Annotated in this window: 17 protein-coding genes; 8 read left to right on the forward strand and 9 right to left on the reverse strand. The window is 62.0% G+C overall.

The features are described from left to right. Positions 1-248: 248 nt before the first annotated feature. From HHL21_RS05465 to HHL21_RS05485, 5 genes are all read right to left on the reverse strand, one after another. Entirely contained in the window at positions 249-1679 is a 1431-nt protein-coding gene (locus HHL21_RS05465) for an efflux transporter outer membrane subunit (RefSeq protein WP_169464230.1), read from the reverse strand. Then, the gene (locus HHL21_RS05470) at positions 1679-4855 is read right to left on the reverse strand and encodes an efflux RND transporter permease subunit (protein ID WP_169464231.1); all 3177 of its coding nucleotides are present in this window, start codon (positions 4853-4855) and stop codon (positions 1679-1681) included. Before HHL21_RS05470 ends, HHL21_RS05465 begins: the two co-directional genes overlap by 1 nt. A 3-nt stretch (positions 4856-4858) precedes the next feature. Then, on the reverse strand, positions 4859-6061 hold the full coding sequence (locus HHL21_RS05475) for an efflux RND transporter periplasmic adaptor subunit (RefSeq protein ID WP_169464232.1): 1203 nt from the start codon (positions 6059-6061) through the stop codon (positions 4859-4861). Positions 6062-6190: 129 nt separating this feature from the next. Continuing rightward, positions 6191-7039, reverse strand: a complete 849-nt coding sequence (locus tag HHL21_RS05480) for an alpha/beta hydrolase (RefSeq protein WP_169464233.1) — start codon at positions 7037-7039, stop codon at positions 6191-6193. Next, the gene (locus HHL21_RS05485) at positions 7036-7233 is read right to left on the reverse strand and encodes a hypothetical protein (protein ID WP_169464234.1); all 198 of its coding nucleotides are present in this window, start codon (positions 7231-7233) and stop codon (positions 7036-7038) included. Before HHL21_RS05485 ends, HHL21_RS05480 begins: the two co-directional genes overlap by 4 nt. Before the next feature lie 132 nt (positions 7234-7365). Here HHL21_RS05485 and HHL21_RS05490 point away from each other — a divergent pair, with 132 nt between their 5' ends. Continuing rightward, positions 7366-8283 (forward strand): LysR family transcriptional regulator, encoded by a 918-nt coding sequence (locus HHL21_RS05490; RefSeq protein WP_169464235.1) that lies wholly within the window; start codon positions 7366-7368, stop codon positions 8281-8283. Here the strand turns inward: HHL21_RS05490 and HHL21_RS05495 are convergent. Then, on the reverse strand, positions 8280-8459 hold the full coding sequence (locus HHL21_RS05495) for a translation initiation factor (RefSeq protein ID WP_370659673.1): 180 nt from the start codon (positions 8457-8459) through the stop codon (positions 8280-8282). The genes HHL21_RS05490 and HHL21_RS05495 overlap by 4 nt on opposite strands. Positions 8460-8677: 218 nt before the next feature. Between HHL21_RS05495 and HHL21_RS05500 the strand changes: the two genes are divergently transcribed. The 3 genes from HHL21_RS05500 (at position 8678) to HHL21_RS05510 (ending at position 10011) form a co-directional block, all read left to right on the forward strand. After that, positions 8678-9070: a hypothetical protein gene (locus tag HHL21_RS05500; protein ID WP_169464236.1), complete on the forward strand. Its 393-nt coding sequence runs from the start codon at positions 8678-8680 to the stop codon at positions 9068-9070. An 18-nt stretch (positions 9071-9088) separates the two neighbouring features. Next, positions 9089-9559: a type II TA system antitoxin MqsA family protein gene (locus HHL21_RS05505; protein ID WP_169464237.1), complete on the forward strand. Its 471-nt coding sequence runs from the start codon at positions 9089-9091 to the stop codon at positions 9557-9559. A 62-nt stretch (positions 9560-9621) separates the two neighbouring features. Then, positions 9622-10011 carry a hypothetical protein gene (locus HHL21_RS05510; protein ID WP_169464238.1) on the forward strand — a complete coding sequence of 130 codons (390 nt, stop codon included), beginning with the start codon at positions 9622-9624 and terminating at the stop codon, positions 10009-10011. Between the two features lie 56 nt (positions 10012-10067). Here HHL21_RS05510 and HHL21_RS05515 read toward each other — a convergent pair whose 3' ends face one another. The 3 genes from HHL21_RS05515 to HHL21_RS05525 are packed head-to-tail and all read right to left on the reverse strand — an operon-like array spanning position 10068 to position 13130. After that, a complete protein-coding gene (locus HHL21_RS05515) occupies positions 10068-10433 on the reverse strand; it encodes a translation initiation factor Sui1 (protein ID WP_169464239.1) in 366 nt (121 codons plus the stop codon). Further along, positions 10423-11886 (reverse strand): D-alanyl-D-alanine carboxypeptidase/D-alanyl-D-alanine endopeptidase, encoded by a 1464-nt coding sequence (dacB, locus tag HHL21_RS05520; protein ID WP_169464240.1) that lies wholly within the window; start codon positions 11884-11886, stop codon positions 10423-10425. Before dacB ends, HHL21_RS05515 begins: the two co-directional genes overlap by 11 nt. 8 nt (positions 11887-11894) lie before the next feature. Further along, a complete protein-coding gene (locus tag HHL21_RS05525) occupies positions 11895-13130 on the reverse strand; it encodes a spore maturation protein (protein ID WP_169464241.1) in 1236 nt (411 codons plus the stop codon). A gap of 195 nt (positions 13131-13325) precedes the next feature. Here HHL21_RS05525 and HHL21_RS05530 point away from each other — a divergent pair, with 195 nt between their 5' ends. The 4 genes from HHL21_RS05530 (at position 13326) to HHL21_RS05545 (ending at position 19726) form a co-directional block, all read left to right on the forward strand. Further along, complete coding sequence (locus HHL21_RS05530) at positions 13326-15119, forward strand: ABC transporter substrate-binding protein (protein WP_169464242.1); 1794 nt, start codon at positions 13326-13328, stop codon at positions 15117-15119. A gap of 166 nt (positions 15120-15285) precedes the next feature. Further along, on the forward strand, positions 15286-18129 hold the full coding sequence (locus HHL21_RS05535) for a TonB-dependent receptor domain-containing protein (RefSeq protein ID WP_169464243.1): 2844 nt from the start codon (positions 15286-15288) through the stop codon (positions 18127-18129). A 98-nt stretch (positions 18130-18227) separates the two neighbouring features. Then, entirely contained in the window at positions 18228-19295 is a 1068-nt protein-coding gene (locus tag HHL21_RS05540) for a S66 peptidase family protein (protein ID WP_169464244.1), read from the forward strand. A gap of 38 nt (positions 19296-19333) precedes the next feature. After that, a complete protein-coding gene (locus HHL21_RS05545; protein WP_169464245.1) occupies positions 19334-19726 on the forward strand; it encodes a YciI family protein in 393 nt (130 codons plus the stop codon). Positions 19727-19729 lie beyond the last annotated feature (3 nt).

Here is a 19729-nt window from a genome sequence, read left to right on the forward strand (position 1 = left end):
CGTGGATGTCCGGCGCGGGAGCGAGCCATTCATCACCGGCCATTCAGGGCGGAAGAAGCTCGCCTTCTCCTTCCCCGGGGCCGATGTATGCGACTGCACCCACGACCACCCCGCCACACTCGGCCACGATAATTTCACCTGCGTCCGCCAATGCGGACACGGTCGATAAACTCATGCCATCGAGACATTATCCAGGAAAATGTAGAGGTGGTGCGCTATCTCAACTGCTAGGTGGGACTACTTCAGCTTTACTCCCAACCGCCGCCAAGCGAACGAATCAGCGCCACCGTCGTCACCGCGCGGTCGCCGCGCAGCAGGACCGCGTTGCGTTCTATGGCGGACAGGTTGCGCTGCGCGTCGAGCAGGTCCAGATAGCTCGAGCGACCCGCGTCGTACAGCTTCTGCGCGAGGTCCGCCGAGCGACGGGCCGACACTACGGCCGCATCGATCTGCTCCGCCTGCCCTGCCAGGATGCGCAGCCCCGCGAGGTTGTCCTCGACTTCCGCGAACGCCACCAGCACGCTCTGGCGATACGAGGCAACCGATTCCTCCAGCACCGCTTCGCTGCGCGCGATGTTGGCCTTGTTGCGGCCACCATCGAGAATCGGCATCGACATCAGCGCGCCCAGTACCCACGAGCGGCTGCTCCACTTGAAGACGTCCGACAGGCTGGCCGACTCGCCCCCGCCGCTGCCGGTCAGCGCCAGCGCCGGGAACATCGCGGACTTGGCGACGCCGATGCGCGCGTTCGATGCTGTCATCGCACGCTGGGCAGCGGTGATGTCGGGACGGCGCTCGAGCAGCTTCGATGGCAGGCCGGCCGGAATAGCAGGCAGCTGCGCGGCGTCGGCCAGCGGCTTGTCGTCCGCCGTGAACGACGATGCAGGCTTGCCCAGCAAGACAGCAAGCGCATGCTCGTTCTGCGTGCGCTTGCGCTGGACGCCGATGGCTTCCGCTTTCGCGGTCGCCAGTTCCGTCTTCGCGCGGGCCAGGTCGAATTCGCCGATGTCGCCATTGTCGTAACGGCTCTGGTTGACCTTGACGCTTTGGGCGCGCAGGTCGACCGTGCGGTTCAGCGTTTCCAGCTCGGCGTTCGCTGCACGCAGTCGGAACCACGTTTGCGCCACGTCGGCCTGCAAGGCCAGCAGCACGGATTTGTACGTGGCTTCGGATGCCTGCGCATCGGCCTGCGCCGCGCTGCTGCCAGCCGCGAGGCGGCCGAACAGGTCGACCTCATAGCTGGCAGTCAGCGCAGCCTGGTAGGAAGTCGCCGCCGCGACAGGCGTCCCTTCCGGGAGTCCGAGCGACACGGCGGAGGCCCGACCGCGCTGAGCGCCCAGGCCAGCGCCTAGCTGCACGCTGCGGCTTGCATCGGTGATGCCGGCGATGGCACGCGCCTGCTTCACGCGCGCTGCCGCCATTGCCAGGCTGGCATTAGCGCGGGTCGCTTCATCGATCAGGCCAGTCAAGATGCTGTCGTCGAAGGCGAGCCACCACTGGCCGCGCGCCTGCGCTTCGGCTGGCTGCGCCGGCTTCCACTGCGTGCCGTCCGGCGCCTGAACTTCCTTAAAGGCCTGCGGGACATCCACTTGCGGCGCCTTCAGTTCCGGCACCGTGGAGCATGCGGCCAGCAGCAAGGCGGCGAGCAGCGGTGAGAGTCGTTTTGTCAGCTTGTTCATTACACGGTCCCTTCCAGTTTTGCAGCGGCCGCCACAGGGGTTTTCTTTCCAATGCGGTCGGCGAATGTTCGCAGCAGCACGTAGAACACCGGCGTCAGGAACAGGCCGAAGAACGTCACGCCCAACATGCCGCCGAATACCGCCACGCCCATCGCATGGCGCATCTCGGAACCAGCACCGCTTGAGAACACCAGCGGCACCACACCCATGATGAAAGCGATCGACGTCATCAGGATCGGACGCAGGCGCAGGCGGCAGGCTTCCAGCGCGGCTTCGACGATGGTGCGGCCATGGTCTTCAAGTTCACGCGCAAATTCGACGATCAGGATCGCGTTCTTCGACGCCAGTCCCACCAATACGAACAGCGCGATCTGGGTGAAGATGTTGTTGTCGCCACCGGTCAGCTTTACGCCGATCAGCGCGCACAGGATCGACATCGGCACGATCAGGATGACGGCCAGCGGCAGGGTCCAGCTTTCATACTGCGCGGCCAGCACCAGGAACACCAGCAGCACGCACAGCGGGAACACCAGCGTCATCGTGTTACCGGACAAAATCTCCTGGTAGGTCAGGTCGGTCCATTCGAAGGTGACGCCTTTCGGCAGCACCTCGGCGGCGATCTTTTCGAGCGCGGCTTGCGCCTGGCCCGACGACACGCCTGGCGCCGGTCCGCCGTTGATGTCGGCCGAGACGTAGGCGTTGTAGCGCTGCACGCGGTCCGGGCCGTAGCTGTCTTTGACGGTCATCAGCGACGACAGCGGGATCATTTCGCCCTTGTCGTTGCGTACCTTCAGCTGCGCGATCTGTTCGGGCTGCGAACGGAACTGCGCATCCGCCTGCACCTTCACCTGGTAGGTGCGGCCAAACTGGTTGAAGTCGTTCACGTACAGCGAGCCGAGGTTGATCTGCAAAGTCTGGTAAATCGTCGCGAGCGGCACACCAAGCTGCTTTGCCTTGACGCGGTCGACGTCCGCGAACAGCTGCGGCACGTTGATCTGGAAGCTGGAGAACACGCCTGCCAGCTGTGGGTCCTGCCACGCCTTGCCCTGCAGCGCCTGCACTGACTTGTACAACTCGTCGTAGCCGACGTTGCCGCGGTCTTCCACCATCATCTTGAAGCCGCCGATGGTGCCAAGGCCGTTCACCGGTGGTGGCGGGAACACCATGATGAAGGCATCCTGGATCTCGCCAAGGCGCTTGTTGATTTCCTGTGCGATTTCCGGGCCCGACTCGCCCTTGCCTTTGCGCTGGTCAAACGGTTTGAGCGCCGTGAACACGATGCCCGCGTTCGGGGCGTTGGTAAAGCCGTTAATTGACAGGCCCGGGAATGCGATCGACGATTCGACACCTGGCACAGTGGTTGCGATATCGGACATGCGGCGGATGACTGCGTCGGTGCGGTCGAGCGAAGCCGCGTCAGGCAGTTGTGCGAAGCCGACCAGGTACTGCTTGTCCTGCGCCGGCACGAACCCGCTTGGCACCACCTTGAACATGAATACCGCAGCGATGGTCAGCAGCACGTACACCGCCACCGACATGCTCTTGCGCTTGAGGACCGTCTTGACGCCGCCTTCATAGCGCGTCGATGCGCGGCCGAAGAAGCGGTTGAACCAGCCGAAGAACGGACCGAACACTTTGTCCATGCCGCGAGTCAGCGCGTCTTTTGGCGCATCGTGCGGTTTGAGCAGCGCCGCAGCCAGTGCAGGCGACAGGGTCAGCGAGCTGAATGCCGAGATCACGGTCGAAATGGCGATGGTCAGCGCGAACTGGCGGTAGAACTGGCCGGTCAGGCCGGAGACGAAAGCGATTGGCACGAACACTGCGCACAGTACCAGCGCAATCGCGATAATCGGGCCGCTGACTTCCTTCATGGCCTGTACCGTCGCTTCGCGCGGCGTCAGGCCGCCCTCGATGTTTCGTTCGACGTTTTCGACCACCACAATGGCGTCATCGACGACGATACCGATTGCCAGCACGAGTCCGAACAGCGACAGCGTGTTGATTGAAAAGCCCAGCCCAAGCATGACCGCGAAAGTACCGACGATGGATACAGGAACAGCCAGCAGGGGAATGATGGATGCGCGCCAGGTTTGCAGGAACACGATCACCACCAGTACCACCAGCGCCACTGCTTCCAGCAGCGTTGTGATGACGGCGCGGATCGATTCGCGCACAAACTGGGTCGGGTCGTAGACGACGCTGTAGTCGACGCCCTCCGGGAAGTCCTTCTTGAGTGCTGCCATGGTGGCGCGCACATCGGCCGACAGTTGCAGCGCGTTGGCGCCGGGTGCTTCGAACACGGCGATTGCCGCAGCCGATTTGTTATTCAGCAGCGAACGCAGCGAGTAAGAGCTGGAGCCCAGTTCCAGCCGCGCCACATCCTTCAGGTACGTGATCGCGCCATCGGCGCCGGTACGCACGACGATGCCGCCGAACTCTTCGACCGAGGTAAGCCGGCCCTGGGTGTTCACGGTCAGCTGGAAGTCGGCGTCCTTGGACGGCGACGCGCCAATGACGCCGGCTGCCACCTGGACGTTCTGTTCGCGGATCGCGCCGACGATGTCGGAGGCGGTCATGCCGCGCGCCGCGACCTTTTGCGGATCGAGCCAGACACGCATGGCGTAGTCGCCCGCGCCGAACAGCTGGACTTCGCCCATGCCGTTGATGCGCGCCAGCTGGTCTTTCACGTTCAGCACCGCGTAGTTGCGCAGGTAGACGTCGTCATAGCGGCCGTTCGGCGATACCAGGTGCACCACCATGGTCAGGTTCGGCGAGCTTTTTACCGCGGTGACGCCGATCTGGCGCACCTCTTCCGGCAGGCGCGGCAAGGCGCGCTGGATGCGGTTCTGCACCTGCGACTCGGCCTGCTCGACATCGGTGCCGACCTTGAACGTGACGGTCAGCGCCAGCGAGCCGTCGGAGGTCGATTGCGATGACATGTACAGCATGTTTTCGATGCCGTTGATCTGCTCTTCGAGCGGCGCGGCGACGGTTTCTGCGATCACCTTCGGGTTCGCGCCCGGGAACTGCGCGCGCACCACCACCGAAGGCGGCACCACGTCCGGGTATTCCGAGATCGGCAGGTTGAAGATCGACAGCAGGCCGGCGACGAAAATGATGATCGACAGGACGGCCGCAAAAATCGGCCGGTCGATGAAGAATCTGGAGAAGTTCATAAGTTATTCCTTGCCCTTGGCCGCGACTGCGGCCACTTTCAGTTCGGCCTTGCGGTCGGCATCCATCGCGACCATCTGCGCATTGACCGGTGCGCCCGGCTGCACGCGCTGCAGGCCATTGACGACGATCTTCTCGCCCGGCTTGACGCCGCTGCGCACGATGCGCAGGCCGTCGATGGTCGGACCCAGCACGACCGGGCGGTACTCGGCCTTGTTGGCGGCGCTGATCACGTAGACGAACTTGCGGTTCTGGTCGGTGCCGACAGCGCGGTCGCTGATCAGCACTGCGTTGGACCGGCCGCCCGCGCTGCCACCCAGCTGGACCCGCGCGAACAGGCCCGGTACCAGCGTGTTGTCGTCATTGTTAAAAGTGGCGCGCATGCGCACGCTGCCGGTCGCGGTGTCGAGGCGGTTGTCGACGAATTCGAGCTTGCCTTCGTGCGGGAAGCCGGTTTCGTTGGCAAGGCCGACCTTGACGGCGACCGCTGCGCCTTTATGTGCATCGCGGCCGACGCGCAGGTAGGTCGCTTCGTCGCCATCGAAAGTGGCGTAGATCGGATTGTTCGATACGACCGAGGTCAGGATCGCCGTCGGATCGACCAGGTTTCCGGTCGTGATCTCGGCTTTCGATACGCGGCCGCTGATCGGCGACTGCACCTTGGTGTACGCGATGTTCAGGCGGGCCGCTTGCAGCGAGGCCTGGGCGGCGCGCACGTTGGCGTCCAGTTCCTTCAACGCCGACGCTTTCTCGTCGAACTCGCGCTGCGCGATGGCCTTGTCGGCCAGCAGGCGCTGGGCGCGATCGAGTTCGAGCTTGGCCAGTTCGGCGCGCGCCGTTGCCGAGTTGGCGGCGGCTTCGGCGCGGCTGGCCTCCGCCTGGAACGGACGCGGGTCGATTTCGAACAGCAGCTCGCCTTTCTTCACCATGCTGCCCGGCTTGAAGTGCACCTGCGTGATGAAGCCGCCGACGCGGGCGCGGATGTCGACACGTTCGACCGCTTCCAGCCTGCCGGAGAACTCCTGCGTTTCGATGACCTGCCTTTCGATGACGGTGGCCGCGGTGATCGGCGGCGCGGCTGGTGCGGCGGCAGCGCTGTTCGCGGTGGCGTTGTCGCAGCCGGAAAGCATCGCGGCGGCCAGTCCGGCGATGGCCATGGCGGCCACCAGCGGCTTGGCATGGACGGAGATTCGATGCGTGGTTTTCATGATGTTTTCCTTTTTTAGTCGAAAAGAGGCCCCGGCCCGGCCATGCGAAGGGCCAGGCGCAAAGTTGCGGGTAAAGCGGTCCCCGGACGCCTTGAAAAAGGCGTCGCAGGGGTTGAAAGCGGAGTTAAATCAGGATGCGGTCAGCGGACCGTCGAGCGTCGCCAGGAAGCGTGAGATTTCGGTAAGCACGGCTGCCTCGCACGCGCATTCGCTGCGGGCGGCGGCGTCCACGATGGATTCAGCCTCAAGCCGTTTCATCGTCGTCGAGACGCCGGAACTGGTGAGCCTGGCGCCGTATTGTTCAGCCTCATCGCGTAATGGGTCGTCTTCCACCGACAGGATCAACGCCGGCGGCAGGTTGCGCAAACGGCTGGACTGGAGCGGTGAGGCGTACGGGTGGCTGCGGTCTGCGGCGTTCGGCAGGTAGCCGCGGTAGCTGGCGGCGCAGCTATTGGCCACTTCGAGCGTTTCATCGCCAGCAGCCACTTCGCGCATCGAGCACGTCGAAAGACCAGGGTCGAGCATCGGCATGATCAATACCTGCCCGGCCAGCTTCGGTGCGCCGCGGTCGCGCGATATCAGCGCACACACCGCAGCCAGGTTGGCGCCAGCCTCGATGCCAGCCACCACCAGGGTTTTGCCGCTCCAACCGATGCGGGCCTTGTTCTTTTTGGCCCACAGCAAGACGGCGTGCGCGTCTTCGATAGCGGCAGGGAAGGGCTTTTCGCCAGCCAGGGTGTAGTGCGAGGACAGCAAGACGTACTCAGGGAGCGCCTGCACCAGGCGGCACAGGAATGCGTCGTCTTCATCAAGGTCGCCGCCGACGAAGCCGCCGCCGTGGAAGTAGACCATCAGCCGGTCCGCCTTTTTGCGGTTGGCGCCATGCGAATATACGCGTGCTTCCAGCGGACCCTCCGCGCCGTGTACCTCGATCTGGCGGTGCGCTACCTGCAGTGGAATTTCAACGGGCTTGTTCATCGCAGGCCTCCTTTCTTGCCTTGCCCTTGTTCGCCCGCCGGTGCGGCACCGAACAGGTCATGTGCAAGTGCGTCAAATCCAAGCGCCTCGGCGCGCGTCGCTTGCGGGAAGTGGCCGCTGAACAGGATGCCGGTCAACAGCAATGCGCCCAGCAGGACGGTTGCTACAGCAACGATTCCATTTTGATGACGCATGATCGACTCTCCCTCGGTTCAGATATGGCTGCATTAATCGACGCAGTCCGTGCACTGTATATTCGTTCTACAATCTGATAAAGATGCAAAAACCGAATTGATTGTTCAGGAATCTGAACAATAAGGGAATTTATGAATAAACTGCAGGCAATGGAAGTGTTTGTACAGGTGGTGGACGCAGGTGGATTCACCCGCGCGGCGGAACATCTCCAGCTGCCGAAGGCCACGGTTTCCACCCTGGTACAGGCGCTGGAACAGGCGCTGGCGGTCAAGCTGCTGCACCGCACAACGCGGCAGGTGCAGGTGACGAGCGATGGCGCCGCCTATTATGAACGATGCGTGCGTATCCTGTCCGACGTGAAGGAAGCGGAGGAGTCGCTGTCGACCAACCGGCTCAGTCCGAGCGGGCGCCTGCGTATCGACGTCTCCACCGGACTCGCGAACGCCATGTTGATTCCGATGTTGCCAGATTTTTTCGCACGCTATCCTGACATCCGCGTGGACATGGGTTGCGGCGACCGGCCGGTCGACCTGATCGAAGAGGGTGTGGATTGCGCCATCCGCGGCGGCATACTGCCCGATTCGGGACTGATCGCGCGCCGGCTGGGCATGCTCGAATTCGTCACATGTGCGAGTCCCGCCTATCTCGCCAAGCGTGGGCGTCCGAACCACCCGAACGACCTGATGAACCACCAGTGCGTGAACTATTTTTCATCGAAGACCGGCAAGATTTACGACTGGGATTTCTCGCGCGATGGCGAAACCCTCAACATCGCAACGCCTGCTTGCCTGGCGGTGAACGATTCGACCGTCTATACCAGCGCGGGGCTGGCGGGGCTGGGCATCGTGCAGATGGTGACCATGGTTGGGGATCCGCTGGTCGCATCGGGGCAGATGGAAATCATCCTGCCTGGCTGGACGACGGAGCCGTTGCCGGTCAATGCGGTGTACCCGCAGAACCGGCATCTGTCGGCCAAGGTGCGCGTGTTCGTGGAGTGGGTTGCGGACTTGTTCCTGGCGTGGCCGGAGCAGGCAAAGGGGAAGGATTAGCCGCCCGCGCGTTTCGGCTTGAAGCCGCGGCTTTCCAGCTCGGCGATGATGCGGTCGCAGTGGTCGCCCTGCACTTCGAGCACGCCATCCTTGACGGTGCCGCCGGAGCCCCGCAACTGCTTGCCGAGCGCGTTCAACGCGTCGGTGTCGGCGACAAGACGTTTAGCCGTAGTGATGACGTTGTCGCCGCCACCTTTTCGTCATCAGCATGATGCACAAATTGCCTCGCCAACTGAAATCCGAAGCCCATGCACTAGGTCCTAACCTTGAGCACGCTCAACGCGCGTCAGTTGTTTATCTTCACCCGCGTGCTATCTTTAAGGTATGATGTCGTTCCATGGCAATCGCCTTCCGCCCAAGCTTATCGCATGCCCCGAGTGAGCTCGGGGGGAACATGACCGATGATGAGCGGAGGATTGCGGGTGGATCTGTTTTCGTTTTGTCAGAAGTTCAAGACCACATTCGCGAGTTCGGGATAGACGCGCTCAATTTCGCGGCAGATAAAGCCACTGAAGATTTGCTGCTAAAGTTGAATTGGAAGCCCTCGGACGTGTGCGGCTTCATTCTTTCCCTTGGAAGTCATCGTTATCACGGCTCGCAGTGGTGCTATGGCTCAGGAACCCCCAAGGTCCCGTTTGCCACTGACGCATATATTATGGGTTACAACCGGTTTACGAAATCGGAGAGACAAGCAGCCGAGCCACCTTGGATTTACTTTAAGTTCGGATTTTGTTCCGACGATCAGACAGTAGAAATTTTTTCTATTCGTCCTGCTGATGAGCTTTGAAAATAATTGGAGAATATAGTGAGAACCGATATGCAGATCGCTTGCCGGTACTGCCATGAAGGTAAAATGTCTCAAGAGTTTTATAACGAGACATTTAAGTTCGGTCGATCGTCATTGGCCGTAGAAGGTCTTGTTCGTTTCCGTTGCAACCACTGCGCTTCGATTATGGTAAAGCCAAGCCAATTGGAGCATAACAGCGAGTTGATCGAACTAGCAAAGAGCGCTTCGCCATCGTTTGTCTCCTTGGGAACGCTTCGCGAATTTCGAATGAAATACAATCTTTCTCAGCGTGAGGCGAGCAAGCTGATTGGTGCTGGCGAAGGAGCTTTTGGTAAGTATGAGTCTGGGGAAAATCTTTCGGCGCCGACGGCCAAGCTAATCAGGGCGGCCTTGACTTACCCAGAGGTTGTTCGCCTATTAGCCGATGAAGCTAATATGCAAATCGATTTTAGCGATGTGCATCCCACAATGTCGAGTCCTATCTCGTAAAAGTTTCAGTTGATATTAATGATTCGCACGATGATAGTTTAGAGGGTGAACATGAACTTGCAATGGAGCACATCAGTCATATCGCGTACATCCCTCCTCCTCAGGATGAAAATACTAAGTCTGAACGACACTATGCCGTAGTCCTCGGTATTCGCTCAGATTTGGATAGAGGAGATGTGCTTCCGTATAAATTTGAAATAATTATCAACGGTATTATTTCGATAAATCGTAAAGCCCGAGATCAAGTTCGTGAAATTGATGACATGGCGGTAAAGTATGGATATACCATGCTCTACGGTCAGATTCGGGAGCGACTTTCGGGTCTCACCAGTCGTATGCGAAAGGGAACGCTTATACTCCCAACGATGAGCTTCATGGATGAAACCTTTCCGCTGCCGCCATTGGAAGATTCGAACGATGATCAGACGGCAATTGGACAGACACCTGTCTGAGTGAGAAAAAAACGATATATTATTAGTATAATTTCTAAGAACATTCGAGCGCGACCCTACGCGCGTTTCGGCTTGAAGCCGCGGCTTTCCAGGTCGGCGATGATGCGGTCGCAGTGGTCGCCCTGCACTTCGAGCACGCCATCCCTGACAGTGCCGCCGGAGCCGCAGGCGGAGCGCAGCTGTTTGCCGAGCGCGTTCAGCGCGTCGGCATCGAGGGGAAGGCCTTTGACCAGCGTGACTGCTTTGCCGCCACGTCCTTTGGTTTGCAGCATCACGCGCACCTGGCCATCGCCAACGGGGGCCGCTTTGGACTTGCACGTACACGCAGAGAGCGCGTTCCGGCATGCCGGGCACATGCGCCCGGTTTCGGTGGAATAAACGAGGCCGCCCGAGTCGCCCCGGCGGCTTGCGCTACGCTCCATCCACCCTGCCCGAACGGGCTACCCAGTCGACCAGCGCGTCGAGCACGGCGCGCCCTTTTCCGTCCTTGACCTCGTCGCTGTTGATCATTGCGACGACCACGCACATCTGGCCGGTCGCGTCCGGCACGTAGCCGGCCAGCGCAACCACGTCGCGCAAGGTGCCGGTTTTCATGCGCGCGCGCGTTGCGGCCGGGCTGTCCGGCAGGCGGCGGTGCATCGTGCCGTCAACCGCGACGATCGGCAGGCTGGCCTGGAATTCCGGCGCCCACTTGCTGCGCAGGCCGGCTTGCAGCAGGCCCGCCATCTGCTGCGGAGTGATCCGCTCCAGGCGCGACAGGCCGGAGCCGTTTTCCATCACCAGCCCGGTGTCGTCGATGCCCTGCCGGCGCATCCAGTCGCGCACGGCGAGGTCGGAACGGATGAACGTGGTCTGCGTATTGATCCCGGCGATCGGACGGCTGCCGTTGACTGTGTCGGATTCCAGCGTGCCCAGGCTCAGGAACACAGTACGGGCCAGCGCGTTGTCGGACGGCTTGTTGATGTCGCGGACCACTTCGGGCAGCGCACGCGACACGTGCGCGGCCAGTACCTTCGCGTCGAGCGGCGCGGTGCCTTCGACGACCTGCCCTTTCAGGCCGCCGCCCAGCTGCTTCCACGTAAGGCGGAACAGGCGCTCGACATAGTCCTGGCGGTCGAGCACGTTGATGCTGTTGGTGCGCGCGCAGTCTTTCGGGAAGGTGCCGTTCAGCACCACGCGGATGCGGCCGTCGGCATCTTTCTTCACTTCCGGCAGTTTCCAGCCGTCTTCCCATTTGGCGCACTCGCCATCGATCAGGGTCATCGCGGACTCGATGCTGACCCGGTCCAGCGCAGGTTCAATCGCCAGCTTGATGCCTTTGGCGGTGGAGCGCATGTCGAGTTGCAGCATGTTCTTGTTGACCAGCAGCGCGTCCGGAATCACGTTGTAATACGCCTCGGGCGATTCGTCGAACGGCGGCACGCCCACATCCATCCGCGACGGATTGAACAGGCTGCGGTCGATGATCAGCTTGCCGTCGATCTTGCGGATGCCCTGGTTGCGCAGCGCCTGCAGCATGCGGCGCAGCACGTCGCCGTCGAGGTCGGCATCGGCGCCGCCGCGCAGGATCAGGTCGCCTTTGAGGTGACCTGCCACGATCTCGCCGTTGCTGAGCAGCTCGGTACGGCCCTTGAACACCGGGCCCAGTTCTTCAAGGCCCACCAGCGTGGTCACCAGCTTCATCGTCGACGCTGGCGCCATCGGCCGTCCAGGTTGCTGCGACACCAGGATGGTGTTGCCGCGAATGACCAGCACGCTCATCGCGTCGTCCGGGATGCCGTTGGCGGCGAGCACGCCGCTGACAGGCTGCGGCAGCTGCGCGTGGGCGGCGAAGCTCCACGCGAGCAGGGTAACGAGGACGGGGCGACGCAGCATAAGGCTCCTTAACCGAAGAAGAGATAAGCAACGAATACGGCGGCGATCATGCCGGCGACGTCGGCGGTCATGCCGGCCGAAATCGCGTAGCGCGTCCTGCGGATGCCGACCGAGCCGAAATACAGGGCGATGACATAGAAGGTGGTGTCCGCCGCGCCTTGCATGATGCTGGCCAGACGGCCGACGAAGGAGTCGACGCCGTAGGTCTTCATCGCATCGATCATCATGGCGCGCGAACCGCTGCCCGACAACGGCTTCATCAGCGCGGTCGGCAGTGCGCCAGTCCAGTCGTTGCGCAGGCCAAGCGCCGCCAGCACCCAGTTGACGCCATCCACGATCAGGCCCAGCACACCGGAATTGCGCACCACGCTGATGGCAACGAGCATGCCGACCAGGTAGGGAATGATGTTCAGCGAGGTCTGGATCCCGCCCTTCGCGCCCTCGATGAAAGCCTCGTACACATTGACTCGCTTGCGCAGCGCGGCAAAAATAAACGTGACGATGATCGAGAAGAGGATCAGGTTGGCCGACACCTTCGACATCAGTTCGATTTCAGGCTTGCTCATGAACGCGGCGATGTACCAGACCAGGCCGCCGATGACGGCAGTGCCGCCGCCTAGCCACGCCAGCACGACCGGGTGGAACAGGTTGATGCGCTGGCGGATCGAAACGGCAATGATGCCGACCAGCGTGGAGATGTAGGTGGCGATCAGGCAAGGAATAAAGATGTCGGACGGATCGGCCGCGCCAAGGATGGCGCGCTGGGCCATGATCGACAGCGGAATCACGGTCAGGCCCGACGTCTGTATGACGAGGAACATGATCTGGGCGTCGCTGGCCTCATCCTTGTTCGGGTTAAGTTCCTGCAGGCTTTCCATTGCCTTCAGGCCGAACGGCGTCGCCGCGTTGTCCAGGCCGAGCATGTTTGCCGAAAAATTCATCACCATGTGGCCGGTAGCCGGGTGGTCTTTCGGGACGCCGGGGAAGATGCGCGAGAAGAATGGCGCAATGACGCGCGCGATAAAGCCGACCGCACCCGCCTTCTCGCCAATGTTCATGATGCCCAGCCACAGCGTCATCACCCCTGCCAACGGTAGGGCAATATCCATCACGCTGCTTTTAGCAGATTCGAACGTGCCATCGATGACACGCTTGAAGATCTCCGTGTCGCCCATGAAAACCCATTGGGCCAACGCCGCCAGAAAACCTACAAGGAAAAATCCGGACCAAATGTAATTCAGCATGTGTACTCTACTTGCGTGTGGGATATATGAAGATTGTGCAGCGAGAGTATAGGCGCAGGCCGTGCCGAAATGATGAAAGAATGCAGCATGAGTATGCAAAAAAGTTATGCAGCGCCCAGCTGATTTCATCTGCAAAAGTGCTCGCCGGCGCCTGGGCTCGCATATGATACGCATCGTACAATCCGGACGATCCCGATGAAATTCAGCAAAACCGTAGCCGCCGCCCTGCTTGCAGCCTCCTGTTTCGGCGCCGATGGCGCGACGGCGGCCGCCGCCCCGGCGCGGCCGCAGGTGCTGCATACTTTCCTGTCGACCAGCGAAACCGGCCTCGACCCGGCGGTGGCGTCCGATATCGCCACCCTCAGCCTGCTGGAAAACCTGTTCGACCCGCTGCTGCGCTACGATTACCTGGCGCGCCCCTTGAAACTGCGCGAAAACACGCTGACCGCGATGCCGGAGGTGTCAAGCGACGGGCTGAGCTACACGTTCAGGATCCGCCCTGGCATCTACTTCACGCCCGACTCCGCTTTCAAGGGCAAGAAGCGCGAAATGACGGCGGCCGACTATGTTTACACCTTCACGCGGCTGTACGACCCGGCGCTGAAGTCGCCATGGCTGTTCCTGTTCGAGGGAAAAATCGCCGGCGACTCTGTGCTGAAGAAAAACTTCAGCTATTCCACCGCTATCCCCGGCCTGTCGGCGCCTGACCGCTACACGCTGCGCATCCGCCTCAGCGCGCCGGATAACAATTTCCTGCTGTATCTCACCACGCCGGCGTCGGGCGTGGTCGCACGCGAAGTGGTCGAGGCTTACCCGGGCCAGGTCGGCAACCACCCGGTCGGCACCGGTCCGTTCATGATCGGCGAATGGAAGCGCAGCGACCGCATCGTGTTGCTGGCCAATCCGGACTCGACCGCCGTGTTCAAGGGCACGCCGGGCGACAGTCCGGCCGACCAGGCCATCGCCGCAGCCCTCAATGGCAAGCGCCTGCCGCTGCTCGACCGGGTCGAAGTGAAGATCGCCGAGGAGTTCCAGGGCCGCATGCTGGGCTTCCTCAGTGGCGAATACGACTACATCGAGCAGGTGCCCGAATCGATGACCGACATGGTCATCCAGAACGGCCAGTTGAAAGAGTCGCTGGTGCAGCGTGGCATGGAACTGACCCGTTTCCCAGTGCTGCAGACCTATTACATGTGGATGAACACGGAAAATCCGGTCATCGGCGGCTATTCGAAGGAAAAGGTGGCGTTGCGGCGCGCGATTTCGCTCAGCTACAACAGTCCGGAAGACATTGCCTTGCTGAAGAAAGGTTTCGCGATCCGCGCCGAATCACCGCTGCCGCCGAATGTGCTGGGGCATGACCCTGGCTACCGCAGCCCGGTCGGCTACAACCCGGTGCTGGCCAACGCCCTGCTCGACCGCTTCGGCTACCGCAAGCGCGACCCGGACGGCTTTCGGCGCAGCCCGGACGGCCAGCCTCTGACGCTGACGATGCACAGCGAAGCGACGGTGGGCGGCCGCCTGCGCGACGAACTGTGGCGCAAGAACCTGACGGCGATCGGCCTGCGCGTGGTGTTCCGCAGCGATAAGAAGACCGAAATCATCAAGGCTTCGCGCCTGGGCACGGTGCAGATGTTCGAGAGTAACTGGATCGCCGACTTCCCCGACGGCGACAACTTCTACCAGCTGCTGTACGGCCCCAACAGCGGACGCGCCAACTATTCGCGCTTCAACCTGCCGGCCTACAACGAACGCTATGAAAAGGCGCGCAAGCTGCCCGATTCGCCCGAGCGCCAGCAGCTGTACCGCGAGATGAACCAGCTGATCCATGCATATAACCCGTGGGTGCCGCTGACCCACCCGATTTCCGCCGATATCCGCCACCCGTGGCTTAAAAACTACAAGCGCCACCCCGTGGAGTTCACTCCATGGCGCTATCTTCAGCTAGACCTTGCACAACGCGACCGCCTCGGTAGAATAGCTCGCTAATGTTGTAAGGCAATACATGCCCGCAAGTTATGGTTGCCGCCGGTAATTTCATTGGCTCGCCGTGGATTGCTGCGCGTACTCTGAAACGACCAATAATGTAATGCCAAGCACATTACTTAAAACGCATGCCTGTACGGCAGGTGTGAGACCAATCGAGGAGAGAACCGTGAAGTTGAAGAAGATTGCGCAATTGATCGCCCTGATCGGCGCCGTAAGCCCGGCGCTAGCGCAGGATGTACCCCAGCAATATATCCAGCGTGTCGAGATCACAGGCAGTAGCATCAAGCGCATCGCCAAGGAAGGCGCACTGCCGGTCGAAGTCATCTCCCGCAAGCAGCTCGAAGAGCAGGGGATCGTCAACGCCGAGCAGCTGATCGCCAGTCTGAACGTCAACGGCAACGGTTCCGACAACCTCGCAAGTAACGCTGACGTCACCTCCGGTTCGCAGCGCGGCAACAACGGCGCATCGTCGGCCAACCTGCGCGGCCAGGGCGCCGACAGCACGCTGGTCCTGCTGAACGGCCGCCGCGTCGCGCCGCACGGCATGAAGGGCTCGGCAGTCGACCTGAACTCGATCCCGTTCGCAGCGGTCGACCGCGTCGAAGTGCTGAAGGACGGCGCCTCCGCGATCTACGGCACCGACGCCATCGGCGGCGTGATCAACTTCATCCTCAAGAAGAATTACAAAGGCCTGGAAGCCCAGGTATTCACCGACGTCACCGAAGCCGGCGGCGGCGAAATCGGCCGCCTGCAGGTCACCGGCGGTTTCGGCGACCTGTCGGAGCAGGGCTACAACTTCCTGTTCTCGGCGGCGACCAACGAAAACAAGGCACTGCGCGGCAGCCAGCGCGACTTCGTCAATACCTTCCAGCCTGACCGTGGCCTGTCGGTCGACACCCGCGGCGCACCGCACGCGAACGTGTTCGCCACCTCGCTGGGCGACACCATCCTGAGCCGCAGGAGCAACACCGGCCCGGTCCTGCCAGGCACCAACATCGCTTACAGCGGCATCAGCATCCTCGACCTGCCGGGCGGCGCCGGTTGCGCGTCGGTCGACGGCATGGGCGCGTACGACGAAAAACTGTGGGACACCCCAAGCGCCGGCCTTGGCTGCGCGTACGACACCGGCCGCGCGGCAGTGCTGCAGCAGCCAGTCAAGAACGACAACTTTGTTGCGCGCGGCACCGTCCGCGTCGGCAACCACGAACTGTTCGCCGAAGCATTCGGTTCGAACACCGAAGTGGCCAAGAGCTTCTCGCCAAACCAGGTCTCGCCGAGCGCCAGCACCTTCGACGCGCGCTCGTTCTACCCAAGCACCGGCGCGGCCTACAACGAGGTGTTCAACAGCATCGCCAAGGTGTTCCCGTCGATCGAAGCGAACCGCGGCCTGCCTATCGCCTACCGCTGGCGCTGCATGGAGTGCGGCAACCGCGAAATCGTCACCGAAACCAAAGCCGGCCGCCTGCAACTGGGCGCGGACGGTCCGCTGGCCATCGGCAGCTACGCATTCGACTACAAGGTCGGCCTGGCACGCTCGTTCAGCGAGTCCGAATCGGCGCTGGGTACCGGCTATCACTACACCGCGGCACTGCGCGACGCGCTGGGCACCGGCATCATCAACCCGTTCCTGAAGGGTGGCGCAACCCAGTCGCAGGCAGCGCTCAACCTGATCAACAGCGCATCGGCGGCTGGCGTTGTCCTGTACGGCGGCAAGACCGTGCTGACAGCGTTCGACGCAGCCCTGTCGGGTGAAATCTACAACCTGCCAGCCGGCCCTGTGCTGATGGCAGTGGGTACCGACATCCGCAAGGAAGAGTACAAGTTCAACGGCGACCGCCGTGAAGCCGCTGCCCGTCCAGCCATCCTGAACGCCGCATTCGACGACGCCAATGCGCTGCCGAATGTCAGCCGCGACATCAAAGCTGTGTACGCCGAGGTGATCGTGCCTGTGACCAAGGCTCTGGAAATCAACCTTGCGGTTCGCCGCGATAACTACTCCGGTTTCGGCCACACCGTGAACCCGAAGGCCTCGTTCCGCTACCAGCCGACCGAACAGCTGCTGTTCCGCGGTTCGTACAACGAAGGCTTCCGTGCACCGGCGTTCAACCAGCTGTTCAACAACGTCACCGAATCGCCGTACGCAGGCAAGGACCTGGCCGACCCGGCCAAGTGCCCAGGCGCAAAAGCGGACAGCGCCAAGCCAGGCTGCGAATCGATCACGCCAGTCATCTTCACTGGCGGCAAGGTATCGCTCGGACCGGAAACCGCCAAGCAAGGCACCGTCGGTGTGGTGTTCGAGCCAATGCGCAACTTCTCGGTCAACCTCGACGTGTGGGAAATCCGCCGCTACGACACCATCAAGTCGGTCAGCCTGAGCGACATGCTGGCCAACTACGGCCTGTTCACCGACCAGTTCCTGCGCGATCCAAGCGGCGCGCTGTTTGCTGTCGACCAGCGCTGGGTCAACGCCGGCGAAACCGTCACGCGCGGCCTCGAAGTCGGTGCACGTACCAGCGGCAAGATCTGGGACGGCGCATGGACTGCCGGTATCGATGGTTCCAAGCTGCTGGAAAAGAAGAGCCGTCCACTGCCAGGCGCAGAGTTCGGCAAGAGCGAAGTGGGCCTGTTCACCTTCACCGGCGACCTCGGCCTGAAGTGGAAGCACACCGCGTACGTCGGCTTCAAGAAGGGTGACTGGAGCGGCCTGTTCCAGAACGTATACCGTCACGGCTACACGGACCAGGTACTGCCAGGTGTCGCCAGCGGCAAGGTTACGCCTAGCAACTACGACGCCAAGGTTGATCCGTACTCGATCTTCCACACCAGCGTGTCGTACGCTGGCTTCAAGAATCTGACGCTGACCGCGGGCGTCAAGAACATCTTCGACGAAGATCCACCGTTCGCGATCACCTACGACGGCAACACCGGCGCAGGCAGCTCGTGGGAACCACGTGTAGCCGATCCGCGCGGCCGTTCGTTCACCTTCACCGCGAACTACAAGTTCCTCTGATAACGACGACGTAGCGGCCCGTTGGGGGGAGGCGTAAGCTTCCCCTCAACGGGTTTTTTGCTTTTATCCGCCCGACGATTAACTGGATTTGGATTCACATGGCCCCAAGCGACAAGATCAGCCGGCGTAGTTTCGGCGCCCTGATGGCCGCAGCCGTCGCGCTTCCCGCCTCGGCCCACGCACGGGGCAAGCGTCCTTCACGAACGATGAAACAAGCACTGATCAAACCACCGCGCCTGCACGAGGGCGACCTTGTCGGCCTGATTGCACCGGGCGGACGCACCAACGACGCTTCGATCGAGAAGGCGGTGCGCAACATCGAAGCGCTTGGCTTCCGGGTCAAGCTCGGCGCCAACCTGCGCGCCGTGCACGGCAACTACGCCGGCTCGGTGCAGCAGCGCGTGGCCGACCTGCACGCGATGATCGCCGACCCTGAAGTGAAGGCGATGTGGTGCATCCGCGGCGGCTCGGGCTGCATCTCGATCCTGGCGTCGCTCGATTACAAGCTGGTGCGCGCGAATCCGAAGGTCTTGCTCGGCTACTCGGATATCACGGCGCTGCACCTGGCGTTCCTGCGCCACGCCGGCCTGGTGACCTTCCACGGACCGGTAGCGATTTCGGGCCCGTCCGACTACTCGCGTGAGCACATGCTGGCCGTGCTGATGGACCCGCAGCCGACCTACACGATCCCGATGGCGCTGGAGAACAGCCGGCGCGCGCTCGACGAGCCGCATTTCGCGATGCGCACTGCCACGCACGGGCAGGCCACCGGACCGCTGATCGGCGGGAACCTGAGCCTGGTCAGCGCGCTGGCGGGCACGCCGTACGCAGCCGATTTCAAGGACGCGATCCTGTACCTCGAAGAAGTGAACGAGGAGCCGTACCGCATCGACCGCTGGATGACGCAGCTCGAGCTGGCGGTCGGTCTCAGGAAAGCGGCGGCGGTGATGATCGGGATTTGCGACGAATGCGGGCCGGAAGACCCGGAGCTGTCGCTGACGCTGCAGGAGACGCTCGACCTGCACCTGAAACCACTGATTGTGCCGGCGGTGAGCGGCTACTCGTTCGGGCATATCCGGCACCAGTTCACGATTCCGGTCGGCGTGATGGCGCGCCTCGATACCGAGCGCCAGACGCTGACGCTGCTGGAGCCGGCTGTACTTTAACGCTTCATATCAGTTTAAGAATTAAACAAGGAACCGACATGCACCGTCCGAAACAACTTCTGGCCGCCGCCCTTGCGGCTTTTCTGATCGCGCCCGCCGCCATTGCCGCGACGCCGGTGGCGGCAAAGCCGCAGCAGTTCCTGTACATGCTGCGCGTGGCGCCGCACCTGCACGACGAGGCGAAGTGGAGCGACAAGGACAAGGCCGCGACCTCGCGCCACTTCGAGCGGCTGAAAAAAGCGACGGCGGCCGGCAAGGTGATCCTGGCCGGCCGCACGACCGAGCAGCTGGACAAGACCTTCGGGCTGGTGGTGTTCGAGGCGGAAGACGAAAAGACCGCGCGGGTCTTCATGGAAACCGATCCGGCCGTGGCGGCCGGTGTGATGACAGCTACCTTGCATCCCTACTCGGTAGCGCTGCAGCGCAAGTAAGGC

Source organism: Massilia polaris (assembly GCF_012927275.1).
Classification (GTDB): Bacteria; Pseudomonadota; Gammaproteobacteria; order Burkholderiales; family Burkholderiaceae_D; genus Telluria_A; species Telluria_A polaris.